This is a genomic window from Agrobacterium genomosp. 2 str. CFBP 5494 (assembly GCF_900013495.1).
GTDB lineage: Bacteria > Pseudomonadota > Alphaproteobacteria > Rhizobiales > Rhizobiaceae > Agrobacterium > Agrobacterium pusense.
This window is the reverse complement of record NZ_LT009719.1, coordinates 884,738-908,956: the sequence shown is the minus strand read 5'-3', so window position 1 is coordinate 908,956 and position 24,219 is coordinate 884,738. Positions and strand designations below refer to the sequence as shown.

Below are 24,219 nucleotides of genomic sequence, written 5' to 3'. Positions count from 1 at the left end.
ACAGAAGGGGCCGAAAGGCCCCTTTTTGTTCCTACCGTTGCACCGGCTGCTATCGCGCAATCCGCTCGAGCACGCGGCTCAATGCATCTTTCAAGGCCTTTGAACCGCCTTTGCCATCGAAGTCTTTGAGCACCTGTTCGTTGAGGCCGCCTTTGGTGGCGAATTCACGGCTGATCTCGTTAAAATCCGCCTTACTTCCGGCCAACACCGCCACCTCGGAGAGGCCGCCAAAGAGGGGTGCAAGATAGGCGCGCGCCTTTTCTTCTGGCAGTCCGTTTTCGGCCAACCATTCCGTTGCCGTCTGCATGATGCCGAAATAAGTAGCCATCAGAGCGCTTCCGGCGGCCAGAAGGTCGTATTCGGCCTTGGTCTCGCATTCCACCGCATTGCCGAGCACGTTGAAGATTGCTGCCGAGTCCCTATCGGCGGGATAAATGGCGGTGACGCCTTTGCGGCGGGCGACGAAGGGCAGCGGGATCGCCTGGGTGAGATGAACATCCGCATCGATCCAGTCGAGAAGGGCTTCCCGGCTGGTCGCAGCCACGACGCTGATGACTTTCTGTTCGTCCCTGAACCGTAGCGGCCGGATGACCTCCTCGGCGATCTGGGGACGGATTGCCAGCATGACGGTATCGCAGCCATCGACGATCGCCTGATTGTCGCTTGAGACGATCACCTGCGAAAAATCGGCAGCCAGTTCAGCCGAAACATCCGCGCTGCGCTGGGACACCATGACATGTGGTACGGCGGCGGGTCTGGCAAGCAGGCCGCGTACCATCGCGTCGGTGATGGCGCCTGTTCCGATAAAACCGATTTTTTGGGGCAGGGACATGAATACTCCACTGTGGCGGCTGGATCGAGAGATGGTCGGTCCTTCCAGTTTGGCGCGATGCTAGATTTTCCACCAGTAAATGTCGACAGGCGGTCGGGCCATCTGTAACGCCACGGCACTTAGGTCGGCCGATGCTCGCGAAAAGCGGCAGCGAGCGTTCGCAACGCCTCACGCGATCTGCTGTCCGTCAGGGTCGAGAACATGATGATTTCGGTGGAAGGCAGGGAAGGCAGCCCAAAACGCTGGCTCACCTCCACGGTGCCGGGTGGGGCAAGACGGGAGGAGAAGGCGGAAATCGCAAGTCCCGCCGAAACGGCCGCGGTTACCATGGACGATGTGCCGCCGAGGAAAACCTCCGTCCAGGCTATGCCAGCCCCGTCCAGGGCGCGGGTGGCTATATCACGCACGCCACAGGCGGGAGACAGTGCCGCAAGCCGCAACGGTTCACCCTGACGATGTTCGAATTGCGGGGTTGCATACCAGCCGAAATGCTCCGGTCCGAGAACCTCGCCGTCGCGCCGGTCGTCCTCGCGTCTGATGATGGCCGCATCGATTTCCCCACGGTCGAACGCGTCGAGCAGGGAGCGCGAATGGTCCATCCGCACTTCAATCGTCAGGCCCGGATCATGGTCGTTGAGGCGGGCCAGAAGGGTTGGCACCTCCGGTCCTGCCACGTGGGCGGCAATGCCGAGGCCAAAACGACGGCGCGGTGAGGAAAGTCCTGCCAATGCGCGATCGTGTGCGGCGAGAAACTCGCGGGCGGGCGCCAAAAACACTGCACCCTGCGCGGATAGCCGCACCGAACGCGGTGTGCGTTCGAGCAGCCGCTGGCCCAGCCTGTCTTCCAATCGCTTGAGCTTGACGCTGATCGCGCCCTGGGTGGTGCCGAGCGCTTCGGCCGCGCGGGTGAAGCTCTGCATATCGGCGATGGTAACGAAGGCTTCGACGGCCTCCACATCCAGCGTGCTCATGTCGACTATTCCAATTTGTTGTCTCTGAAATAGCCAATCATCCAATTCAGTTATGGTCAAGCTTTGTCTAGCCTGTCGCCTCGTAGATCGGTTTCACAGTTGCGAGCCGAGCCAAGAAAGGCTGAAGAATGACCCTTGTTATTACCGAACAAACGGGCAGCAGAAGCGCCATGGCGCTCTCTGCCGTTTGTCTCTCCGCTCTTATGTTCGGACTGGAAATCTCCAGCGTTCCTGCGATCCTGCCGACACTGGAAGAGCTACTGCACGCGGATTTCCGGCAACTCCAGTGGATCATGAATGCCTATACCATCGGCGTGACCATGGTGCTGATGGCAACCGGTGCGCTGGCCGACCGCTTCGGCCGCAAACGTGTCTTTATTGCCAGTATTGCTGCCTTTGCCCTGTCTTCCCTTGCCTGCGGAATGACGCAGAATGTTCCGGTGCTGATCGGCGCGCGCTTCTTTCAGGGCTTGAGCGGCGGGGCGATGCTGGTGTGCCAGATCGCCATTCTGTCGCACCAGTTCCGTACGGCGCGGGAGCGCGGCATGGCCTTCGGCTGGTGGGGCATCATCTCGGGCGTTGGGCTCGGTTTCGGCCCGATCATCGGTGGTGCCATTGTTGCGCTGTGGAGCTGGGAATGGGTTTTCCTCGTTCACGTAGCGCTCGCCATCGTGACGTGGCTGCTTGCTTCGGGCGGTGTGAGAGAATCGCGTGACCCGGAGGCGGCACGTCTGGATATAGCCGGCATGGCCACGCTCTCGCTGTCCGTTTTTTGCCTTGCCTTTTTCATCACACAGGGACCCGAGCTTGGTTTTGCGAGCCCGGCGGCGCTTCTGATCCTTGGCGCCTCGGCTGCGAGCTTCATCGCCTTCCTGATTGCCGAAAAGCTTAGTTCAAGACCGATGTTCGACTTCTCAGTGTTCCGCATCCGGCCTTTTTCCGGGGCGATCATCGGTTCGGCCGCGATGAATATCAGCTTCTGGCCGTTCATGATCTATCTGCCGATCTGGTTTCAGGCTGGCCTCGGTTATGACAGCGTCACCGCCGGGCTCGGCCTGCTTGCCTATACGCTGCCAGCCTTGGTGGTCCCGCCTCTGGCGGAACGCCTGTCGCTGCGCTACCAACCCCGCCTCGTCATTCCGGCAGGACTGTTCACCATCGGCCTCGGCTTCATGCTGATGAAGCTGGGAAGCGGTATCGAAGAGGCGAACTGGCTTACAATGCTGCCCGGCTGCATCCTCGCCGGAATGGGGCTCGGACTTACCAATACCCCCGTTACCAACACGACCACGGGCGCGGTTTCGCCCGCCCGTTCGGGCATGGCTTCGGGCATCGACATAAGCGCACGCATGATCTCGCTTGCCATCAACATTCCGATCATGGGCTTTATTCTGGTCGAGGGCGTGGGGGTGTCGCTTCGGGCGAACCTGCCGATCGGGGCGGATGTGTCTCATGTGCAGTCGCTGGCGGAAAAGATCGCCGCGGGAACTGCTGGCGCCTCGGCGCAGGGCGTTTCGGAAGAGCTTGTCCACCGGGCGCTTGCGGATGGGTTCGGCCTGGTCATGCTCTATGCCGGCATCAGTGTATGGCTACTCGCCGCCATCAGCTTCATGATCTTCGGGCCGGCGCGAAAGCCTGCCCGTGACTAGGGTGGAGTTCAGGATGCCTCCCGGAAAATGACGGTCACGATCGTTCCGCCGTCCGGGCGCGTCTTTATCTGCAGATCGCTGTCATGCGCCTGTGCGATTGCGCGGGCAATGGACAGGCCGAGACCTGTCCCGCCGGTCTTACGCGCGCGTGACGGTTCCATCCGCCAGAAGAGTTCGATGCCGTGCGCCTCGACGCCGGCGGGGAAGCCCGGCCCTTTATCCTCGATCGAGACGAAGGCGCGCCCGTCCTGAAGCCCGGTCGAGCAACGCATAAATCCGCCGCTCGCCGCGTAGCGGCGCACATTGTCCATCAGGATAAGCAGCAGCTGCCGAAGGCGTTGACGGTCGCCGCAAACTGATGCTGCCTCCAGCGACATCTCGAGATCAATGCCTGCTTCGTTCATGAGCGGCCGTGCCGCCTCCGCCACGGCCGCGCATTCGGCGGCAAGATCAAGTGGCTCGGTATCTTTGACGAGGCTGTTGGTTTCGGCCAGAGAAAGCGTGCGCAAATCATCCACGAGACGTGCCAGCCCCTCCACATGGACGATGAGGTGGCGAATGGCTTCCTTGTCGAGGGGAAAGAGATCATCGGCAATGCCGTGCAAACGGCCCTGCAGGATCGTGAGCGGGGTGCGCAGTTCATGGGCTACCGCCATCGTGTTGAACTTCAACCGGTGCTCCATCATCTGAAGTTCCCGGATCAAGCTCTCGAAACTGTCGACGAGAAATGCGACCTCTGCGATTTGGCTCCCCCTGATCTCTGCTCCTCCGCTGAAGTTGCCGGTCGCCATGCGCCGCGCTGCATCGGCAAGTTCGCCGAGAGGTGCCGCAATGCGCCGAGAGATGAAGTAACCAAGCAAGCTGCAGAGAAAGACACCGAGCAATCCGAAAATGAACACGGATTTGATAAGCTCGTTATCGGCCTCGTCCTCGAGGCCCGGCAAAACCCTGACAAGGGCCTCAAGCTGACGCTGGTCCGGCATCACACCCCGGTCTATATCCGAGAAGGCCTTGGAGGCATCCGGCGATAGCTGGGCGATCATGCGCTCCTGAATATTGTCCGCATACCAGGAAACGCCGAAATAGACCAACGCAACCGCAAAGATGAGCATTGTAGTAATCGTGATCGCCGTCATCGTCCGCAGGCGGAGCCGCCAAGGCTTCATGGTTTTTGCTCCCCTGCCAGCCGATAACCGATGCTGCGCACCGAGACGAGATAACCGCAGGCGCCATGGTCCGTCAGTTTTTTGCGCAGATTGGCGATGTGTGTGTCGATGGTGCGCGCCAGCGCATCGCTTTCCGGCAGGCAGGCGTCAAGAATATCGGCACGCTGAAAGGCGTGGGTGGGACGACGCGCCATATGGGCGAGGATCCTGAACTCGCTCAGCGTGAGCGGCAGAACGGCCCGCTGACCGTCGTTGCAGACGGCTGCGACATAGGCTTCGGTGTCCACCTCAATGGGCCCGAAGCGTAAAACCCCTCCAGAGCCCGGTTGCCGCGTGCGTTTCAGCACGGCATTCACCCGCGCGATCAATTCATGCGGATTGAAAGGTTTGACGATGTAGTCGTCAGCGCCGGGGCGAAGGCCCGTCAGCTTGTCCATGTCCTCGGCGAGAGATGTGACCATGATGACAGGCGTCTCCCGTTCCCGCCGGATGCGGTTCAAAACCTCGATGCCGTCGAATTTCGGCAGGCGAATGTCGAGGAGAACCAGATCAGGTCTCAACATGGAGAAATGGGTCAGCGCCGTTTCTCCGTCGCTGGCTCTGACGGTTCTGTATCCTTCGCGAACGAGATAGGCGTCCAGGATCTGAATAATATCGGGGTCGTCTTCGACGATTAGAATTAGTCCTTTGTCCATACTCAATCCGCAAGTTTACTGGTGTCGGCCGTGGCGGCGCCGGGACGCTAAGCGGATGCGGAACATCGGGCAAGAGCCGCTGTGCCTGAATGAATGCCACCGGCACTCCTTTCCATACACTCTTGTGTCTTTCTCCGCAGAGCCTTGACATTTCTGCGGGAGAGAACTGGCCATGCACCAGTCTCTCACCCATAAAACCCACCCCAAAAAGCGGCGTTTGACCCAACGGTCGAAATTTCGTGTCAACTTTATTTCTGTCGTTCGTCAGGCATTTGCGCGTGCCTCCTGCAGTCCCTTTGTGCTGGCTCTTCTGGTCGCCCTTGCGATGATGATTGTCTTTACGATCAGGCCGGATATCGATCTTGAAGTAAGCCGGCAATTCTGGGCGGAAGGTTTCACACTCGGCGAGGACGAGTTCCTGATTTCCGTCCGTGATCTGAACCGCAGGCTTCCCTGGGTCTTGCTGTCCGGACTTGTGTTCATGCTTGTCGTAATGCCCTTCTCGCGCGGCTTGCCACGGCTTTTTCCACCACACAGACTGCTGCTTATTATCGTCTTTTTTGCCCTGGGACCGGGCGCTGCGGTGCATGCCCTGAAAAACCTGTTCGGCAGGGCAAGGCCGCGGCATCTCGCAGAGTTCGGGGGAGAGCTGGTTTATACACCGGTTCTTTCCCTCGGTGGCAGCTGCACCCGAAACTGCTCTTTTCCTTCCGGTGAAAGCGCTTCCGCAATCGCCCTTGTGGCCTTCATCATTCTCCTGCCAGAGAAATTTCGCCTGATCGGCACCGCGATATTGACGCCGTTCATCGTGATTTTCTCCCTGAACAGGGTGGCGATGGGAGCTCATTTCCTCTCGGATGTCCTGATTGCATGGCCTTTGATGTTTGCGGTATTTCTTCTGCTCCATCGGCCGTTCATCAACAATCGGCGTGCGATCGACGCGACTTTTTCGCGCAAGAGCGATGGTGCGCGGTGCTCCGCCGAAACAAGACCGTTTGCCGAACAATAACGCCCGTCGGGCATCCGACCGCTAATATCAAAAGGGCAGCGGAAACCGCTGCCCCTTCCGTTTCTTCTGCGCAGATGATGGCAGCCTTATTTCACCTTTGCGACGACAAGCTTGCCGTCGGCGCGTTCGGCGATGAACTCGATATTGGCGCCTTCCTTGAGCTTGGCGAGCATCGCATCGTCCTTGACGCGGAACACCATGGTCATGGCTGGCATGTCGAGGTTCTTCAGTTCTTCATGGATGATCGTGACCTTCTTGGCGGCAGCATCGACTTTCTTGACTGTTCCCTTGGTGAATTCCTCTGCAAATGCGCTGAATGGAGCGGTGAGTAGAAGTGCGGCTGCGACGGTGATCTTAATGACGGTCTTCATGGTGAGATTCCTTCGGTTGCGGGTTACTTGGCGGATACTTTGAGATCGCCGCGCATGCCGGCCTCGTAATGTCCGGGTTTCAGGCAGGCGAATTCGAACATGCCGTCATTGGTGAATTTCCAGATGATTTCGCCGCTTTCTCCCGGCGCGAGGGTGATAGCGTTCGGGTTGTCGTGTTCCATCTCCGGCGCCTTGGCCATTGCAGCCTTGTGCTCCAGATTGGCTTTCTGCTCGTCCATGATGAATTCATGGTCCAGCTCGCCGGCATTCTTGACAGCGAAGCGAACCGTCTTGCCCTTCTTGAATTCGAATTTGGCGGGCGTGAACAGCATCTTGCCATCGGGTGTCTCTTTCATCGTCACCTGAATGGTCTGGGTCACCTTTGCCTTGTCGCCCGGTTCGCCCACCGCCATCGCTTCATGGCCGCCGCCGTGGGTGCCGGATGCGAGCGCTGGCGTGGCAAGAGTGGTGAGAAGCAGTGCAATTTTCAGTCTGGTCATGTCATTGTTCCTTGGTTTGTAAGGGTGGGTCGTTTTCAGCCGTGTTTCATCGGATGCGGCGTGATCTGCGTTTTGGGGTCGGTGTTTTTTTGGCTGTTCGGCAATTCGCCGGTCCATTCCCAGGCCTGCGTGCCGGGCGGATTTTCGTACCAGCCGGGGTCTGCGTAATCGCCCGCGGAAATGCCTTCGCGAACCTTCACGACAGAGAACATTCCGCCCATTTCGATCGGGCCGTGCGGGCCCCACCCCGTCATCATCGGAACGGTATTTTCGGGGATTTCCATTTTCATCGCGGCCATATCGGCCATGCCGGCGGTGCCCATCGGCATATATTCCGGCCGGACCTTGCGGATCTTTTCGGTGACGCTTTTTTTGTCGACGCCGATGAAGGTGGGGACGTCATGTCCCATGGCGTTCATCGTATGGTGTGACTTGTGGCAATGGATCGCCCAGTCGCCGACATATTTGGCGTCGAATTCATAAGCCCGCATGGCGCCGACGGGAATATCGATGCTGACCTCCGGCCAGCGCGCCTCCGGCCGCACCCAGCCGCCATCCGTGCAGGTCACCTCGAAATCGTAACCGTGCATGTGGATCGGATGGTTGGTCATGGTCAGGTTACCGACGCGCACGCGCACCCGGTCGTCCCTGGAAACCACCAGCGGATCGATGCCCGGAAACACCCGGCTGTTCCATGCCCAAAGATTGAAATCCGTCATCGTCATGATTTTGGGGACGGAGGCGCCGGGATTGATGTCGAAGGCGTTGAGCAGGAACACAAAATCGCGGTCCACCGGCATGAAGGTGGGGTCCTTCGGATGGACAACGAAGAAGCCCATCATGCCCATCGCCATCTGCACCATCTCGTCCGAATGTGGGTGGTACATGAAGGTGCCCGACTTCAAGAGGTCGAACTCGTAGACGAAGGTCTTGCCGACGGGGATATGCGGCTGCGACAGTCCACCCACCCCGTCCATGCCCGATGGCAGGATCATGCCGTGCCAGTGGATCGTCGTATGTTCCGGCAGCTTGTTGGTAACAAAAATGCGCACCCGGTCGCCTTCCACGGCCTCGATGGTGGGGCCCGGTGACTGGCCGTTGTAACCCCACAGGCGGGCGGTCATGCCCTCGGCCATTTCGCGTTCCACCGGCTCGGCGACAAGGTGGAATTCCTTGACGCCATTGTTCATCCGGAAGGGCAGGGTCCAGCCGTTTAGGGTGACGACGGGGTTGTAATCGGGACCGGTGGTGGGCTTTACCGGCGCCTGCGTTGCCGCCGTTTCCATCACTGCCGCTTCCGGCAGGCTGCTGTTGGAGGTTTTCGCCCAGGCCGCCGAGGAGACCATAGCGGCGCTGACGCCCAGAAGTTGTCTTCTATTGAACATGGTCTTTCCCTTTCTCAATGTCCGCCACCACCGCCGCCGGAAGCGGCGGCAACCTCGGTCTCTCCGCCAGACGCGCCTGCGCCGCCGCCATAAATGGCGGGGGCGAGGCCGGCTTCGGCGAGCCAGAAGTCGCGTTTGGCATTGATGGCCAGCAGGTTTGAATTGACCTTCTCGCGGCTGTCGGCCAGCAGCTCGAACGTGTTGGTGAGCATGCCGTTATAGGTCAGCAGCGACTCTTCCTCGATCTTGGTGCGCAGGGGCACCACGCTGTTGCGGTAATGCCGGGCGATATCGTAATTCGAGCGATAGGCCTGATAGGCCGAGCGGGCCTCCGAGCGGATATTGACCGCCTTTTCCGCCAGCAGATTGGCTGCACGCATATAAGCGAGCTCGGATTCCCGCATGCGCGCCTGACCGGAATCGAAGATCGGAATGACGAATTCCAGTTCCGCCTTGCCGGTCGTCTGCTTGTGCTTTTCGCCGTCTTCCAGCTCGCGCTCGGTCTCGAAACCGGAGCGCAACTCGAGATCGGTGACGTAGCGGGTGGCTTCCGTGAGCTTGAAGGAGCGCGCGGTCGCCTCAAGATCGAGTTTTGCCATCTGCAGATCGACGCGGCGTTGCAGCGCCTCCGCCTCGATCATGTCTCGCTTGGCGAGTGTTTTTGGAAGCTGCGGCAGGCGGTTGGGAATGGCGTATTCGATATCCGCTCCCCATAGACCCATCAGCCGCGTCAGTTCTTCCTTGGCAAGGCGGGCTTCAAGCCGCGCCTTGGCGATCTGGCCCGTCAACTCGGCATAAAACACCTGCTCGCGGGCCTGGCCTTCCTTATTGAGCGAGCCCGCCTCGCCAAGCTTCTTGGCGAGTTCAGAGGCGGCGTCCGCCGCGGTCTGCGCCTGCGCCAGTTGGCCGACATTTTCGAGGGCGGCAACGGCGTTGATCCATGCCCGGCGCGTATCTGCCGCCAGTTGCAGCGTTTTCAGCGCGGCGGCAAGCTGCGCCTTGCGGAAGTTGGTATCGGCAATCGCCACATTCTGCTTGAGGGTGGCGATTGCCAGGATATTGGTGACGACCACACCCTCGATTGACTTATAGGCCCTGAGGCCGGGGGTGCCGATCCCCGTCAGCCCGATGCCGACCCGCGGATTGACCAGCATGGTCGATTGCCAGGCGGTAGCGGCGGCTTCCCCCAGATCGGCATAGGCCGCCTGCAGGCCCTTGTTGTTCAGCAGCGCAACCTGTACGGCGGTTTCGGCATCTAGGACCTTGCTGGCCGCCATCAGCCTTTTGACGCGGGCCTGTGTTGCCTGCGCTTCGACCCGGTTCTGCACCCAGATGGCCTGTTTTCCGGTCGCTTCCGATGTCTTTGCCGAAACATTGATGAACCCAGCATCCGACGCCGCATATTGTGCGGCCGAGACACAGCCACTGAGAAAAAGCGGCATGGATAGAACGGCTGCCAGTTTTGCGCCGAGTTTGAATGCACGTGGTGTCATGATGCGTCTCCTTTTGGAGCCTGCGCATCGTTCTGGTCACGCCAGGGTTTGGGATCGACCGGCATGCGGGCCGTGTATGCCGAGACCGGGCTTTGGTAGCGGAGGGGGGCGACGGCAAGCGTCGGGTTCGCCGCGTCGTCATAGGAGGCGGCGTCATTCATCATCGATGTGGCTGTGCAGCCGCCCAGAAGCAGGGGCGCCGCAACCACAATATAAATTGGGTTCATGGGTCGTTTCCGAACAGGAGATGTAACGGCGTAGCGGCGTTACAGCCGCTCACGCACGGTCATTGCCCAAGGCGGGCTTTGCCTGTTCAGATGTTCGGGGGGCGGTGAAGAAGCGGGGTCTGCCCCAGCGCCTTGCTGTCGTCGAGGAAGGAGCGGATGCCGCTGACGACGGGCGTGCCGACTGTGCCGTGATCGATCAGAACCGCCATGCCGAGACAGAAATCGCCGCAGCATTGTGGCTTCGCGGTTTTTTTGACACCACCGTCCTCGTCGGACATTCCCTGCAGGTCCTGGACGCCGTGGCGACCATGAGTGTCAGACATCATCGCCGAGCCGCCATGATCCATCATCTTGCCGTGATCCATCGTCGCGGATTAAGCGTGCAGCGTTCCTCCGGCGTCGGGACCATGCATTGCGGCATTCACGGCGGAAACGCTGTAGCCAGCCAGTGATAGGATCATCACCAGTCTAAACATAAGGGCCAGCAATTTCGATGCTCGCAACGTTTCACGCATGGCCTTTAGAAAAGCCGCTGTCCCGTGATTTGTCAATGGATATGGTTCATAACCATTGATGAAAACCTTGACGTGAAGCTGATCGCCCATCCGATTTCATGCGAAAGACCACAGCCTGATGCGGTCCTTTCGCTGACGATGCGGGTAATATCGGCCTCGGCGATGAATTCGGGAGGAGGCAGCGCAAAGCGGCTCCGTCGCAGAAAATGCGGGCTCAGAAATGGATGACGGTGTGCATGGCACTGTCATCCCCCGCGCCGCCGGCGGTCTATTCTTCCGTCGGGCGAAATCGAAGATGGATGAGCGGATAGGGCCGCCCCTGTCCGTCGAGATCGGAGCGTCCCGTCGGCTTGAAGCCCAGCTGGCGATAAAAGCCCAGTGCTTCGCCGTTTTGCTCGTTAACGTCGGTTGTCAGTGCCGGGTGAAGCGCAAGCGCACTTTCCACCAGGGCCTTGCCGATGCCTTTGCCGTGATGGTCCGGATCGATGAACAGCGCCTCCATATGGCCTTCATGCAGAAACATGAAACCCAGGGCGCGGTCTGTTTCGTCGACGGCAAGCGTCAACGGCGCCTGCGGCAAAAATGCCGTGACTTCCTCGCCGATCGCAACGCGATCCTGCGGAAGTAGAAAGCCATGGGTTGCGTCAACGGCCCTGCTCCATATGTCGAGGATGCGCGCCGAGTCGCCATTGGTGGAGGTGCGAAGTGATATCATTCCCGAGCTTTAGCAATTCGGACGGTTTCGCGCCATGGGCCTGCTCGATCTTTTCGTGGGGCAAATATGTGGGGAATTGCCACCCTCGAAATGCGGCCTGTTTGTCCCGATCGATCCTGTCTGCCTTTCGCGTCGAAAAAACTCTCAAGAAAAAAGTGCTTGCAAAATGCCATCGGGAAAAAATAGATAAAAATAAGTTCTATCTATTTATTTAAGGATTGGGAGTGACGTATGGATCAGATGGCGCTGCGGACTGACAAAAAACCGGCTACTTTTAGCGACGATGAAACGAATTCCGCCGTTGAAGAGGCAAAAATTATCTATAATTTACCCTTTAACGATCTTTTGTTTCGAGCGCAGCAGGTGCACCGGCGTCATTTCGATGCCAATGCAATCCAGATGAGCCGGCTTCTTTCGATCAAAACGGGCGGCTGCCCCGAAGATTGCAGTTACTGCAGTCAGTCCGCCCGAAATCCGACCGGTCTGAGGGCTTCCAAACTCATGGAAGTCGAGCGGGTGCTGGCGGAGGCGCGCAAGGCAAAAGAGGGTGGGGCGACGCGGTATTGCATGGGCGCGGCCTGGCGTAATCCCAAAGAGCGCGACATGGAGGCTGTGGTCGCCATGGTCGAAGGCGTGAAGGCGCTCGGCATGGAAACCTGCATGACGCTCGGCATGCTGACGCCGGAACAATCCGAGCGGCTGGCCGATGCCGGGCTGGACTATTACAATCATAACGTTGATACGTCAGAGCGGTTTTATTCCGAGATCACTACGACCCGCACCTTCGAGGACCGGCTGGCGACGCTCGCCAATGTCCGCGATGCCGGCATCAAAGTCTGTGCCGGCGGCATTCTCGGCATGGGGGAGACGGTCGAGGACCGGATTTCGATGCTGGTGACGCTCGCCAACCTTCCGGCTCCGCCGGAAAGCGTTCCAATCAACATGCTGATCCCGATCCCCGGCTCGAAACTGGCCAATGCCGATCCTGTCGATCCGATCGAATTCGTCCGCACCATCGCGCTTGCGCGCATCCTGATGCCGCGTTCGCATGTAAGGCTTTCTGCCGGGCGTACCGAGATGAGCGATGAGACGCAGGCGCTCTGTTTCCTCGCCGGCGCCAATTCCATCTTCATCGGCGAAACGCTGCTGACCGCGGATAATCCGGGGGAAGATTACGATACGGCGCTCTTCCGGCGGCTTGGCCTGAAGCCGATGGAATTGCCGCCTGCGGAAGCAGGAGGCTGCCGGTGAACCTTGCGGCGCTCTCCCCCTATGAGGCGAAGCTTGCCGGCCTCAGCCGCAAATCGCGGCTTCGTGCGCTTGCACCGCGCGAGGGGGTCGATTTCACTTCGAACGATTATCTCGGCCTTGCCGAAGCGCCGCGCCTGAAGGCGGCAATCGTTGATGCCATGGCAAGAGGCGTGCCGGTGGGCGCCGGTGGCTCGCGATTGCTGCGTGGCAATCACCCCGAACACGAGGCGTTGGAAGCGGAAGCGGCGGCGTTCTTCGGGGCCGAAAAAGCGATCTATTTCAGCAGCGGTTTTGCTTCCAATGTCGCGCTTTTTTCCACCCTGCCGCTGCGGGACGATCTTGTCCTACATGATGCCCTGATCCATGCCAGCGTGCATGATGGCATTGCGGCGGGAAAGGCCAAGGCGGTGGCTGTGCCGCATAATGAGGTCGAGGCATTCGAGCGGGAAATAATCCGCTGGCGGCAGGCGGGCGGTAAGGGGCGACCATGGATCGCTGTCGAAAGCCTTTATTCCATGGATGGCGATTGCGCGCCGCTCGCGGCGCTTGCCGATCTTGCCGAACGGCATGGTGGTTTTCTGGTTGTCGATGAAGCCCATGCCACCGGCGTCTTCGGCCCCGGTGGGCGTGGACTTGCTGCGGCACTGGAAGGCCGTGGCAATGTGGTGGCGCTTCACACCTGCGGCAAGGCGCTCGGGGCCTCCGGCGCGCTTTTGAGCCTGCCTGCGGTTCTTGCCGATTATCTCGTCAACCGCGCCCGCGGTTTCATTTATTCCACCGCGCCTTCGCCGCTGATGGCGGCGGCGGTGCGGGAAGCCCTGCGCGTCGTCGCGGACGAACCCTGGCGGCGGTCGCGACTGGCAGAACTGGTCAGTTTTACCGGCGAGGAGTTACAGCGCCAACTCGGCGTGACGCCAAGCGGTTCACAGATCCTTCCGGTGATGATCGGCGACAATGCACGCTCGCTGAAGATTGCCGCGCGGCTGCGGCAAAGGGGCTTCGATGTGCGGGCGATCCGTCCGCCGACAGTGCCGGAAGGCACAGCGCGGCTGCGCATCGCCATCACGCTCAATGTGGAGGAAAGCCAGATTGCGGCCATGATCGGGTTGCTTGCCCTCTCGTTGCGGGAGGACGCGGCGTGAGCCCCCGTTTTGTCATCTCTGGCACCGATACTGGCATCGGCAAGACGGTTTTTGCCGCAGCGCTTACCCATGCCCTCAAGGCTCATTACTGGAAGCCCGTGCAGTCAGGGCTTGAGGAAGAAACCGACAGCGAGACGGTGGCAAGGCTTGCCGGCGTGCCGCACACGCACATCCTGCCGGAAGCCTATCGTCTGAAGACGCCGGCCTCGCCGCATCTTTCGGCTCGTCTCGACAATGCCACGATCGATCCCGCATTTTTACAGCCGCCGCGACTGGATGGACCGCTTGTCATCGAAGGGGCAGGCGGACTTCTGGTACCGCTGACGGAGAGCGTGCTCTTCGTCGATATCTTTGCCCGCTGGCAAATTCCGCTCATTCTGTGCGCCAGAACCGCGCTCGGCACCATCAACCACACGCTGTTGTCGCTCGAGGCGTTGCGGCAACGCGCCATTCCGGTGCAGGGCGTGGTTTTCATCGGTGAGGAAGACAAGGAAAACCAGCGCGTCATTTCGAATATAGGCGCGGTGCGTCCGCTCGGCCGGTTGCCACGCCTGGCGGATCTGACCAGCGACGCGCTGCATCAGGCCTTCGCCCAACACTTCAATCTCGCTGATTTTCTGGAGGCACCGGAATGAGCCGTTCCCCGGTCTGGCATCCCTTCACCCAGCATGGGCTGGAACCGCCGATGAAACATGTGGTCTCGGCGCAAGGGGCGTTTCTGGTGGATGAGGATGGCAATCGCCTGTTCGACGCCATTTCATCCTGGTGGGTCACCACCCACGGGCACCGGCATCCGGCGATCATGGCGGCCATCCGCGCCGCCACCGAGACATTGGACCAGGTTATTTTTGCCGAGTTTTCCCATGAACCGGCCGAGACGTTAGCCCGGGGGTTGATCGAGCTTGCACCTGCCGGACTAAGCCATGTGTTTTATTCCGACAGCGGCTCGACGGCGGTGGAGGTGGCGCTGAAAATGGCGCTCGGTTATTTCCACAATCGCGGTGAAAAGCGCGATCGTATCGTGGTGATGGAGCATGGCTATCACGGTGATACGATCGGCACCATGTCGACAGGCGAGCGCGGCGTGTTCAATGCCGCCTATGAGCCGCTGCTTTTCGGCGTCGACCGTCTGGCCTTCCCGGAGGCGGGCAGCGAGCAGCGCACATTGGATATGTTCGAGGTCTATTGTCGCTCGGGCCGCATTGCCGCCCTGCTGATCGAACCTCTGGTGCTCGGAGCCGGCGGCATGAAGATCTATGGCGCCCATGTTCTTGCCGGGCTGAAACAGATAGCCGAACGCCACGGCTGCCTCGTCATCGCCGATGAGGTGATGACCGGCTGGGGCAGGACCGGAACCCTGTTTGCCTGTGAGCAGGCGGCAATTTCGCCGGATATTCTCTGCACCTCCAAGGGGCTCACAGGCGGTTCCCTGCCGCTGGCGGCAACGCTGTGCAGCGCAAAGATTTTCGATGCGCATTTTTCGACCGACCGTCGCAAAACCTTTTTCCATTCGAGCTCCTATACGGCCAATCCGATCGCCTGCGCCGCTGCCGTCGCCAATCTTCAGGTCTGGCGGGATGAACCGGTTCTCCAGCGCATCGGGCAGGTGCAACAGGCGCTGGGCGATAATATCGGGCGATTTGCAGATGATGGCCGTTTCGCCAATCTCCGGCAGGCGGGCACCATCGCCGCGCTCGATCTTGTGGTGCCGGTCGGTGGTTATCTTTCCGAGGCCGGCCCGCGCATGCGCCAGCTGTTCCGCGAGCGCGGTTTCCTCATCCGCCCGCTCGGTAACGTGCTTTACCTGATGCCGCCCTATTGTTCGACGCCTGACGACCTGACACGCGCCTTTGACGTCATCGATGAGGTTGCCGGGATCGTTACTCAGGCTGCACCGGTAAATTCGCGCGCCGCCGGGAGCTAGGAATGGAGATGCCAGGACCGTTGCGAAAGTCATGACAATGCAGACACGCTCTTCCCGTATAGCTGGTTTCGGCCATGCCGTTCCTGCCCGTTGCGTCGGCAATGCTGAAATAGAGGCCAACCTCGGGTTGGAGGCCGGCTGGATCGAGCGGCGCACCGGCATTTGCTCCCGTTATTGGGCAGAGAAGGACGACACGTTGAGTGGCCTTGCGGAAAAGGCGGGCCGGATGGCGCTGGCGGATGCCAAGATCGATCCCGATAACATTGCGCTTACGCTGCTTGCCACCTCCACGCCGGACCATCTTCTGCCGCCTTCCGCGCCGCTGCTGGCACACAGGCTCGGTTTGACTTGCTCGGGCGCGATCGATCTTGCAGGAGCCTGCTCCGGTTTTCTTTATGCGCTCACCCTCGCGGATGGTTTTGTCCGTATCCATGGCCGCGCCGTCCTTGTTGTCGCGGCCAATATTCTCAGCCGTCGCATCAATCCGGCGGAAAGGGCGAGCGCCGTCCTGTTTGCCGATGCCGCCGGCGCGGTGGTGCTCACCCCTAGCCCTGAGGCGAAACGCGGGCTGTTGTCGGCCGATCTGGTTGCCGATGGAAGCGGTTACGATCTCATCCAGATTGCGGTAGGCGGCAGCAGCCGGCCCTTTTGCGCTGATATGTCCGCCGAAGATGCCCTGATGACGATGCGCGATGGCCGGGAGGTTTTCTCCCGCGCCGTGGCGCTGATGAGCGAGACCTCACAGCGCGTGCTGGAAGAGGCGGAACTGACCGCAGCCGATATCGGCCGTTTCGTACCGCATCAGGCCAATGCCCGCATGTTTGATGCCGTCTGTGGCAATCTTGGTATCGAGCGGGGAAAGACGGTTCGCACCATAGAAAGCTTCGGCAATTCCTCCGCCGCAACCATTCCGCTTTCGCTGTCCATGACCAACAGCGGGCGACCTTTCGCGAGCGGCGAAAATCTGCTCCTGACGGCAGCCGGCGCGGGCATGACGGGCGGAGCGGTTGTTTATCGCATCTAACCCCGCGGCGGCCTTCAGCGCCAGAACACGAGCGCCATGCCGATAACAACAAGAGCGGCTCCCACCCACGCACCAGATGCGGGCCGCTCCCCGGTTCTGAGCCAGAGTAATGGCAGGATGATGACCGGCGTGGTGGCCGAAAGTGTGGAGACAATGCCGACCTTTCCGCCAGAAAGCGCAAACAGCAGCAGCGTCATGCCGAAGCCGAGCGCGATCGTGCCGGTCAGCGCCGTCTGGAGGAAAATGCTGCCCGTCAATGGCCCCTTGGGTTTTACGGCCTTGATGGGGAGCATTGTCAACATCGTAAGGCAGATTGCGGCGACGCCCACCCGCAGCATGGATGCGGCGATGGGATCGACACCTGCTGCCATCACAGGCCTCGCGATCAGCGAGCCAACGGCTTGGCTGAGAGCTGCGAGAAGGCCGACGAGGACGCCGAGCCAGAGCGGTCCCTTCACGCTTTCCCATGCGTGCAGCTGCGACTTGCGCTTGCCGAAAAGGATGGCCAGCAGAACGCCCGCAAGGGTGAGTCCTATGCCGGCTATGGCTGTCACGGAAAGCTGTTCCCCGAGAACAGCCCAGCCAAGCACGGCGGCGATGGGAGCGTTGAGCGCAAACAGGATTCCGGAGCGGCGTGGCCCCAGCCGGTTGAGGCAGGTGAAAAGCAGCGTGTCGCCAACGAAGATGCCGATGAAGCCGGAAAGCAACAGCGCCCACAGCGCATCCGGTTGCAGGTCCCGCCAGGTTCCTGAAGCGAGGACGTAAAGACCGAGCACCGAGGCGACAAAAAGCTGCCTTGTCCTGTTGAAGGCAAGCGCACCAAGATGCCCCGCCGGGCGGGCGGCGAGCAGTCCCGTTATCGCCCAGCAGGTTGCAGCGCCCACGGCGGCCAGTTCATAGAGTACCATCTCGTTCCACTGCTCCGCGGGCTTTTCTTATTAACCCGCCCCGATCATGCGTGCTTGCGCGCCCACCGCAGGTTCTGCGTTTGCCCGCCATAACCATAGGTGTCGCCATCCACGGCGTGAACCAGCACATAGCTTGCTTCGTGCACGGGGCCAAGCAGCCTGTTCATCTCTTCATAAACACGGCGTACCCATTCGGTCGTCTCGTCCTTGATGTTTGTGTGATCGGTAATCGAAACCTCGACATAAAATGTGCCGACCTTCTGTTCGGCGACGCTCGATCCGGCGATGATCCAGTCGGCGGGATCGGCACTTTCGACGAGAACGGCGGTAACCGCCGGGTCTTTGTGCAGGATGTCCGCAGTCAACCGGGACAGGAGAGCGGCGATTTCCAGCTTCGGATCGTCAGCGTCTTGAGGTTTGGTGTAGCGGGTTTTGATCATGGGCATGGTGTTTCTCCTTGTTGCCGAAAACCACCTTGCGTAAATTTCATCATAATGAGAAGATAATGAATACTATTCTATTCATAGCGATTTTATATGATTGACCTTGAAAGCGTCCGCCTCTTCATTTTCGCCGTTGAACTGGGCAGCCTGACTAGGGCGGCCGACGCTGCGGGAACCGTGCAGCCCGTCGTCAGTCAGAAGCTGAAGATGCTGGAGCAGCGTCTCGGCAGACGGTTGATCGACCGCTCGCCACGCCACCTTCGGCTGACGGAGGATGGGCAGGTGTTTCTGCCGAAGGCCCGCGAGCTGCTGGCCAAACATGAGGATGCGCTGAACTTCAGTGACGAGCCACCGCTGCACTTTGCACTGGCGGCCAGCGATCACGCGATCGGGACCCGCCTTTCGGCGGCGATAAGAGCAATGCGCGCGTCGCTGCCGGCCAATGCTGTGATTGATGTGACCTTGGGTTTTTCCCGGCGGGTGAAGGAAAGCTTCGCTTCCGGACTGGCCGATGCCGCCATCATCCGTCGCAATGGCGGCGGGTCCGATGGCGAAGTGCTGCGCACCGACAGGCTGGGATGGCGTGTGGCCCCGGACTGGCGACCGCGCACCAATAGCGCCGTTCCGCTCGTCTCTCTTGGGGCGGGGTGTGGTGTCCGGGATATTGCGATAGCCGAGCTCGGAAAGGCTGCCGTCGCCTGGCGCGATGCGTTCACCGCTGGAAGCTGTTCTGCGCTTCTGGAAGGAGTGCTTGCCGGCGCAGGCATCGCAGCCCTCGGCGAGATCAGCGCGCGAGGCTTGCCGGATCGCGGCCCCGAGCTGGGCCTGCCACCGTTGCCAATCTCTGACATCGTGCTTCTTTCCCGCGCGCGCACACCGGCCCACGCCTCAGCCATCAGGGCGCTCGCCGCCGCGATATCGGCCGCGGGCGAGTAGCATCGGAATGATGTCCACTACGAGACAAAAATCGAGGATGTAAAGGGAGTTAAGGTGTTGGCTGGGGAACCTGGATTCGAACCAAGATCGACGGAGTCAGAGTCCGCTGTTCTACCATTGAACTATTCCCCAAAAGCCTGAAACGCGTTGTCGCGTTCGCTTTGGTGGGTCGTCATATAGATGATTTATTCCGGGGCGCAAGTCGAAAAAATCGAAAAATGCGTTTTATCCTGCTTTTGCCTTTCGTCTCTGTGTCAGAGCCTTGCGCGGGTGGAACGCGGGGTGGAGAGCAGCAGGCTGGTCTCGCTGCCGGTAATCCCGGGCACGAGGCGGATGCGGCGGAGCACGGCGTCGAAATCGCTAAGTGTCGCGGCATTCAGTTCCACGATCAGATCCCAGCGGCCGTTGGTGGTGTGGATTTCGGAGATTTCCGGAAAGCCGCCGAGCGTGCGGATAACGCGGTCCGTCACATGGCCTTCGATCTCGATCATCATGATGCCGCGGATTGCGGCTTCAACGGCGTCGGCGCGCAGGATAACGGTATAACCGATGATCGTACCGTCATTTTCCATTCTTTCGATGCGCGAGCGAACCGTCGCGCGCGAGGTTTCAGTCTCCACGGCCAGGTCGGAGATGCTACGCCGGCCGTTATGCCGCAGAAGGGTGATGAGGCGTTCGTCGAGTTTGTCCATGCCTGCCATTTCGATAAAATAATTTTACCAAAACGGTAGCTTATTTCGATAATATTGCCAATCTTTGATGTTCGTTCTGCCATGTCTCCGTGGTCTAGTGGAGTTATCGGTAGGGAAATGAGGACGGGAATGGATATCAGGCTTGTTGGTGCGCCGTTGCAGATCGGGGCCGGGCAGTTGGGATGCGAAATGGGGCCGAGCGCCTATCGCGTCGCGGGGCTTGCCCATGCCCTCGAAGAGCTGGGGCATCGGGTGGTGGATACGGGCAATGTGATGCCCGCGCCGCTTCGGGAATTTTGCCATCCGAATCCTGCCGTACACCATCTTTCCGAAACAGTGGCCTGGACAGAGGCGCTGACGGAAGCGGCCTATCGCGAAAGCGCGGACGCCGTGCCGATCTTCCTCGGCGGCGACCATGCGATTTCGGCGGGGACGGTTGCCGGCATGGCGCGCCGCGTGGCTGAGACGGGTCGGCCATTCTTCGTCCTCTGGCTCGATGCTCATACAGATTATCACACCCTTGAAACCACACGCAGCGGCAATCTGCATGGCACGCCGGTCGCCTATTTCAGCGGGCGTGACGGTTTTTCCGGTTATTTCCCGCCGCTTTCCCATGCTGTTCCGGAAGAGAATATCGGCATGATCGGCATCCGCAGCGTCGACCCTGCCGAGAGGGCCGCTCTGGAAAAAAGCGGCATCACCGTTCACGACATGCGTTCGATTGACGAGCATGGCGTTGCCGTGCTGCTGCGTGAATTCCTGGCGCGGGTTCAGGCGGCAAACGGGCTTTTGCATGTCAGCCTGGATGTCGATTTTCTGGAGCCGTCCATCGCGCCGGCTGTCGGCACCACGGTTCCGGGCGGCGCGACATTCCGCGAAGCCCATCTTGTCATGGAGATGCTGCATGACAGCGGGCTGGTCTGCAGCCTCGATCTCGTGGAACTCAATCCGTTTCTCGATGAGCGCGGCAGGACCGCGACGCTGATGGTGGATCTTGCCACCAGCCTGATGGGCAAGCGGGTCATGGACCGCCCGACGCGGGCCGGCTGAAAGGGGTGATGTGATGACCGTGATACCAAACCTCAATATCGTGCCTTTCGTCAGCGTCGATCACATGATGAAGCTGGTGCTCAAGGTGGGCATCGACACGTTCCTGCGTGAGCTCGCCGATGTGGTGGAGGAGGATTTCCGTCGCTGGCAAAGCTTCGACAAGACCCCGCGCATCGCCTCCCATTCGATGGAGGGTGTCATCGAGCTGATGCCGACCAGCGACGGCACGCTTTACGGCTTCAAATATGTCAACGGCCACCCGAAGAACATGAAGGAGGGCCGCCAGACCGTGACGGCCTTCGGCGTGCTTTCCAATGTGGGCAATGGTTATCCGCTGCTTCTGACCGAAATGACGATCCTGACCGCGCTGCGCACCGCCGCCACCTCCGCCGTTGCGGCGAAATATCTCGCCCGCCAAAACGCCCGTTCCATGGCCATTATCGGCAATGGCGCACAGAGCGAATTCCAGGCGCGGGCGTTCAAGGCCATTCTCGGCATCGATACGTTGCGGCTGTTTGATATCGACCGCTCCGCCAGCGAGAAATGCGCCCGCAATCTCTCCGGGCAGGGCTTTGCCATCAAGATCTGCGACAGCGCGGAAGAAGCGGTGGAAGGCGCGGATATCGTCACGACGGTCACTGCCGACAAGCAATATGCGACGATCCTGACTGACAACATGGTCGGCCCCGGCATCCACATCAACGCTGTTGGCGGGGATTGTCCCGGCAAGACGGAATTGCACCGGGACATTCTGTTACGATCCGACATTTTTGTCGAATATCCGCCGCAGACGCGTATCGAGGGCGAAATTCAGCAATTGCCGCCGGATTACCCCGTTACCGAGCTGTGGCGGGTCATAACGGGTGAACAGCAAGGCCGGGCAAACGACAGGCAGATCACACTGTTCGACAGCGTGGGTTTCGCGACTGAGGATTTTTCGGCGCTGCGTTATGTACGCTCAAAACTGCCGTCCACTGGGCTCTATACGGAGTTGGACCTGCTGGCGGACCCGGATGAGCCGCGGGATCTTTTCGGGATGCTGCTGCGCTGCGAGGCGGCTCTCGTCTAGGCCGGCTCCGGCCGGCAAGCATATCAGCCTTGCCGGCGACCCTTCCGTGCGGTCATGTGTTCCCGCCAGATGGTGAAAAGACCTGCTGCTATGACGATGGCCGCGCCGATCACCATATTGGAAGTCACGACCTCGCCATAGATGGTAACGCCGATGATGGAGACGAGCACGAGTTGGTAATAGGAAAAAGGCTGCACGGAAGCCGCATCCGCCAGTTCGAAGGCTTTAATTAGGCAGTAATGGCCGCTCATGCCGGTAATGCACAGGGCCAGCATCCATCCCCAGTCATGGGGCGCCAGACTGACCCAATAAAACGGGCCAACCAGCGTCAGGGCGGCCGCGCCCGCCACGCCGGTATAAAAGAAGCTTGTCATGGCCGTATCGCTCCGGCTGCCGAGCCGCGTCAGCACACCATAAAGCGCCAGCATGAATGCGGCGACGAAGGTGATCAGCAGGCTCTTGTCGAAACCTTCGCCATCGGGTTTGAGAATAACGAGAACGCCGATGAAACCGACAAAAATAGCGCACCAGCGCCGCCAGCCTACTTTTTCTCCCAGCAGCGGCACGGAAAGCGCCGCGACGATGAGCGGGGCGGAAGCGATGATGGAATGGCTGTGGGCAAGGCCGACGATTGCGAAGGAGAAAATCGAAAAGACGATCTGTACGGCAAGGAGGACACCACGGCTGATCTGCAGCCAGGGGCGATTGGCGATGGCGGCACCGCGAATGCCGCCTGAAGACTTTGCCGCCATCAGCAGAACGAAAACGGCAAAGGCCCAATAGCGCAACATGGCGACGAAGACGGGTGGATAGGCGCTGCCCAGATGTTTCGATATGCCATCCTGCGCCGCAAAGATCGTGAAGGCGACAAGCGCATAAAGAAAACCGGTCTTGGCTGATGGCATGGAAAAACCGCTGTCCGGAGTTTGCCGGCAAAAAAAGATTCGGCGTGAATGAGATGGATATGGCCATATGTTATGGCCGCACCTTGTCAGACAACCTTATTTTCCGAATAGCAGCCATGCAAGCCCGGAAGCAGCCTGTTGTGGATTTGAGCGCCGCGGATCAATGTGGGATCTGGACGATGTGCCCGATATGCCCGCTGGCGAGGCCTTGGGAAAGGCACGGCTGTCCGCCGTCGACAATTGCGCGGCGGACAGAGAGTTCGGCAAGACGGGCGGCGCTACGGCCGATACCTCAGGCGATCGTCACGACCGTTTTCGACGTTGCGGATTTCAGCGCCGCATCGGCGAGCTTCAGCGCGATCAAACCGTCCTTGATGGAAGGAGAGGGCGCGGTGTTATTTTCAATGCTGTCAATGAAAGCAGTGATTTCCGCAGCATAGGCTGCCGTGTAACGCGTCATGAAGAAATCATGCAGCGGTGGCCGGGTGTAGCCATCCGCATTGGCGATTTCGATGGAAACCGGGCGCTGGTTTTCGGCCGCTGCCGAACCGAGCGAACCGTGCACTTCGATGCGCTGGTCGTAACCATAGGTCGCGCGGCGAGAGTTTGAAATAATCGCCTGCCTGCCGCTTTTCGTCGTCAGAACGATGCTGGCGCTGTCGAAATCACCGAGTGCGCCGATCTCCGGATTGACCAGAACGGAACCGGTGGCGAACACGCTTTCCACTTCCTCACCGAGCAGGAAACGGGCCATGTCGAAATCATGAATGGTCATGTCGCGGAAAATGCCGCCGGAAACCTTGATATATTCGGCCGGGGGCGGGCCGGGATCGCGACTGGTGATTGTCACCATTTCGACCTTGCCGATGCGGCCGTCGTCGATCGCCTTGTGAACAGCCTGAAAATGCGGGTCGAAACGCCGGTTGAAACCGAGCATGACCTTTGCACCGGTCTGTTCCACCACCTTGGCGCAGGCTTCCGCGCGGGCAACATCGAGATCAACGGGCTTTTCGCAGAAGATCGCCTTGCCGGCGCGGGCGAAACGCTCGATCAGATCCGCATGGGTGTTGGTCGGCGTGCAGATGATGACCGCGTCGATCGTTTCGTCGGCCAGAACCTCCTCGATCGTGCTGACCTTGCAGTGGGCCTCCTGCGCGATTGCTTCCGCAGCGCCGGCCATGGCGTCCACGACAGCCACCAGCTGCGCGCGGCTGTCGGTGGCGATCGCCTTTGCATGGACCTTGCCGATCCGTCCGGCGCCAAGCAGGGCCAATTTCGTAACCATTTTTCCTCCGGTTCCTTCACACGTCCGCCCGTCACTCCCAGAGAGGCAGAATATGAATGCAA

25 protein-coding genes, 1 tRNA gene and 1 pseudogene are annotated in these 24,219 nt (G+C 60.1%); 10 read left to right on the top strand and 17 right to left on the bottom strand.

Translation table 11 applies throughout. From position 1 onward, the window contains the following. Window positions 1-49 precede the first annotated feature (49 nt). Both AGR2A_RS19080 and AGR2A_RS19075 read right to left on the bottom strand, forming a co-directional pair. A complete protein-coding gene (locus AGR2A_RS19080) occupies window positions 50-832 on the bottom strand; it encodes a pyrroline-5-carboxylate reductase (RefSeq protein ID WP_004437508.1) in 783 nt (260 codons plus the stop codon). 119 nt (window positions 833-951) lie between these two features. Next, window positions 952-1,803, bottom strand: coding sequence for a LysR family transcriptional regulator (locus AGR2A_RS19075; protein WP_004437510.1), 852 nt, complete (start codon window positions 1,801-1,803; stop codon window positions 952-954). Window positions 1,804-1,973: 170 nt separating this feature from the next. On the opposite strand from AGR2A_RS19075, the gene AGR2A_RS19070 reads away from it, so the two are divergent. Next, window positions 1,974-3,452, top strand: coding sequence for an MFS transporter (locus tag AGR2A_RS19070; protein ID WP_376750272.1), 1,479 nt, complete (start codon window positions 1,974-1,976; stop codon window positions 3,450-3,452). A gap of 8 nt (window positions 3,453-3,460) precedes the next feature. Here AGR2A_RS19070 and AGR2A_RS19065 read toward each other — a convergent pair whose 3' ends face one another. Both AGR2A_RS19065 and AGR2A_RS19060 read right to left on the bottom strand, forming a co-directional pair. Beyond that, complete coding sequence (locus AGR2A_RS19065) at window positions 3,461-4,618, bottom strand: ATP-binding protein (RefSeq protein ID WP_037090533.1); 1,158 nt, start codon at window positions 4,616-4,618, stop codon at window positions 3,461-3,463. After that, a complete protein-coding gene (locus AGR2A_RS19060) occupies window positions 4,615-5,313 on the bottom strand; it encodes a response regulator (RefSeq protein ID WP_037090535.1) in 699 nt (232 codons plus the stop codon). Before AGR2A_RS19060 ends, AGR2A_RS19065 begins: the two co-directional genes overlap by 4 nt. A gap of 298 nt (window positions 5,314-5,611) precedes the next feature. Between AGR2A_RS19060 and AGR2A_RS19055 the strand changes: the two genes are divergently transcribed. Further along, complete coding sequence (locus AGR2A_RS19055) at window positions 5,612-6,322, top strand: phosphatase PAP2 family protein (RefSeq protein ID WP_234797421.1); 711 nt, start codon at window positions 5,612-5,614, stop codon at window positions 6,320-6,322. 86 nt (window positions 6,323-6,408) lie between these two features. On the opposite strand, the gene AGR2A_RS19050 is transcribed toward AGR2A_RS19055, so the two are convergent. The 7 genes and pseudogenes from AGR2A_RS19050 to AGR2A_RS19020 all read right to left on the bottom strand — a co-directional run bounded on the left by AGR2A_RS19050 (window position 6,409) and on the right by AGR2A_RS19020 (window position 11,528). Next, window positions 6,409-6,693: a copper-binding protein gene (locus tag AGR2A_RS19050; protein WP_006698154.1), complete on the bottom strand. Its 285-nt coding sequence runs from the start codon at window positions 6,691-6,693 to the stop codon at window positions 6,409-6,411. Between the two features lie 23 nt (window positions 6,694-6,716). Beyond that, window positions 6,717-7,193, bottom strand: a complete 477-nt coding sequence (locus tag AGR2A_RS19045; RefSeq protein WP_004437529.1) for a cupredoxin domain-containing protein — start codon at window positions 7,191-7,193, stop codon at window positions 6,717-6,719. Between the two features lie 35 nt (window positions 7,194-7,228). Continuing rightward, complete coding sequence (locus AGR2A_RS19040; RefSeq protein WP_037090540.1) at window positions 7,229-8,578, bottom strand: multicopper oxidase family protein; 1,350 nt, start codon at window positions 8,576-8,578, stop codon at window positions 7,229-7,231. A gap of 14 nt (window positions 8,579-8,592) precedes the next feature. Beyond that, on the bottom strand, window positions 8,593-10,071 hold the full coding sequence (locus AGR2A_RS19035; RefSeq protein ID WP_037090542.1) for a TolC family protein: 1,479 nt from the start codon (window positions 10,069-10,071) through the stop codon (window positions 8,593-8,595). Beyond that, entirely contained in the window at window positions 10,068-10,298 is a 231-nt protein-coding gene (locus AGR2A_RS19030) for a hypothetical protein (protein ID WP_004437539.1), read from the bottom strand. The genes AGR2A_RS19035 and AGR2A_RS19030 overlap by 4 nt, the downstream gene beginning before the upstream one ends. Before the next feature lie 86 nt (window positions 10,299-10,384). Next, window positions 10,385-10,813, bottom strand: a pseudogene (locus tag AGR2A_RS19025) (hypothetical protein). 268 nt (window positions 10,814-11,081) lie between these two features. Further along, window positions 11,082-11,528 carry an acetyltransferase gene (locus AGR2A_RS19020; RefSeq protein ID WP_037090545.1) on the bottom strand — a complete coding sequence of 149 codons (447 nt, stop codon included), beginning with the start codon at window positions 11,526-11,528 and terminating at the stop codon, window positions 11,082-11,084. A gap of 231 nt (window positions 11,529-11,759) precedes the next feature. Here AGR2A_RS19020 and bioB point away from each other — a divergent pair, with 231 nt between their 5' ends. Genes bioB through AGR2A_RS18995 form a run of 5 tightly spaced genes read left to right on the top strand, consistent with a single transcriptional unit; the run spans window position 11,760 to window position 16,869 of the window. Further along, complete coding sequence (gene bioB / locus AGR2A_RS19015; RefSeq protein ID WP_037090547.1) at window positions 11,760-12,779, top strand: biotin synthase BioB; 1,020 nt, start codon at window positions 11,760-11,762, stop codon at window positions 12,777-12,779. Further along, the gene (locus AGR2A_RS19010) at window positions 12,776-13,921 is read left to right on the top strand and encodes an 8-amino-7-oxononanoate synthase (protein WP_037090550.1); all 1,146 of its coding nucleotides are present in this window, start codon (window positions 12,776-12,778) and stop codon (window positions 13,919-13,921) included. Before bioB ends, AGR2A_RS19010 begins: the two co-directional genes overlap by 4 nt. Then, window positions 13,918-14,556 carry a dethiobiotin synthase gene (bioD, locus tag AGR2A_RS19005; protein WP_037090553.1) on the top strand — a complete coding sequence of 213 codons (639 nt, stop codon included), beginning with the start codon at window positions 13,918-13,920 and terminating at the stop codon, window positions 14,554-14,556. Before AGR2A_RS19010 ends, bioD begins: the two co-directional genes overlap by 4 nt. Then, the gene (locus AGR2A_RS19000) at window positions 14,553-15,845 is read left to right on the top strand and encodes an adenosylmethionine--8-amino-7-oxononanoate transaminase (RefSeq protein WP_037090556.1); all 1,293 of its coding nucleotides are present in this window, start codon (window positions 14,553-14,555) and stop codon (window positions 15,843-15,845) included. Before bioD ends, AGR2A_RS19000 begins: the two co-directional genes overlap by 4 nt. A gap of 37 nt (window positions 15,846-15,882) precedes the next feature. Further along, on the top strand, window positions 15,883-16,869 hold the full coding sequence (locus tag AGR2A_RS18995; protein ID WP_037090683.1) for a beta-ketoacyl-ACP synthase III: 987 nt from the start codon (window positions 15,883-15,885) through the stop codon (window positions 16,867-16,869). 14 nt (window positions 16,870-16,883) lie between these two features. Here AGR2A_RS18995 and AGR2A_RS18990 read toward each other — a convergent pair whose 3' ends face one another. Together AGR2A_RS18990 and AGR2A_RS18985 are read right to left on the bottom strand one after the other, a co-directional pair. Further along, entirely contained in the window at window positions 16,884-17,777 is an 894-nt protein-coding gene (locus AGR2A_RS18990) for a DMT family transporter (protein ID WP_037090559.1), read from the bottom strand. Between the two features lie 44 nt (window positions 17,778-17,821). Continuing rightward, entirely contained in the window at window positions 17,822-18,223 is a 402-nt protein-coding gene (locus AGR2A_RS18985; protein WP_034500184.1) for a tautomerase family protein, read from the bottom strand. Window positions 18,224-18,313: 90 nt separating this feature from the next. Between AGR2A_RS18985 and AGR2A_RS18980 the strand changes: the two genes are divergently transcribed. Next, window positions 18,314-19,156: a LysR family transcriptional regulator gene (locus AGR2A_RS18980; protein WP_072495011.1), complete on the top strand. Its 843-nt coding sequence runs from the start codon at window positions 18,314-18,316 to the stop codon at window positions 19,154-19,156. A 58-nt stretch (window positions 19,157-19,214) separates the two neighbouring features. On the opposite strand, the gene AGR2A_RS18975 is transcribed toward AGR2A_RS18980, so the two are convergent. After that, a tRNA-Gln gene (locus AGR2A_RS18975) sits at window positions 19,215-19,288 on the bottom strand. A 122-nt stretch (window positions 19,289-19,410) separates the two neighbouring features. Then, window positions 19,411-19,848 carry an Lrp/AsnC family transcriptional regulator gene (locus AGR2A_RS18970; RefSeq protein WP_035207623.1) on the bottom strand — a complete coding sequence of 146 codons (438 nt, stop codon included), beginning with the start codon at window positions 19,846-19,848 and terminating at the stop codon, window positions 19,411-19,413. Window positions 19,849-19,977: 129 nt separating this feature from the next. On the opposite strand from AGR2A_RS18970, the gene rocF reads away from it, so the two are divergent. Then, window positions 19,978-20,898, top strand: a complete 921-nt coding sequence (gene rocF / locus AGR2A_RS18965; RefSeq protein WP_072495012.1) for an arginase — start codon at window positions 19,978-19,980, stop codon at window positions 20,896-20,898. Window positions 20,899-20,911: 13 nt separating this feature from the next. Beyond that, on the top strand, window positions 20,912-21,967 hold the full coding sequence (locus AGR2A_RS18960; RefSeq protein WP_072495013.1) for an ornithine cyclodeaminase: 1,056 nt from the start codon (window positions 20,912-20,914) through the stop codon (window positions 21,965-21,967). 23 nt (window positions 21,968-21,990) lie between these two features. Here AGR2A_RS18960 and AGR2A_RS18955 read toward each other — a convergent pair whose 3' ends face one another. Together AGR2A_RS18955 and iolG are read right to left on the bottom strand one after the other, a co-directional pair. Beyond that, window positions 21,991-22,872: a DMT family transporter gene (locus AGR2A_RS18955; RefSeq protein ID WP_004437576.1), complete on the bottom strand. Its 882-nt coding sequence runs from the start codon at window positions 22,870-22,872 to the stop codon at window positions 21,991-21,993. 292 nt (window positions 22,873-23,164) lie between these two features. Then, window positions 23,165-24,157: an inositol 2-dehydrogenase gene (iolG, locus tag AGR2A_RS18950; protein ID WP_037090562.1), complete on the bottom strand. Its 993-nt coding sequence runs from the start codon at window positions 24,155-24,157 to the stop codon at window positions 23,165-23,167. Window positions 24,158-24,219 lie beyond the last annotated feature (62 nt).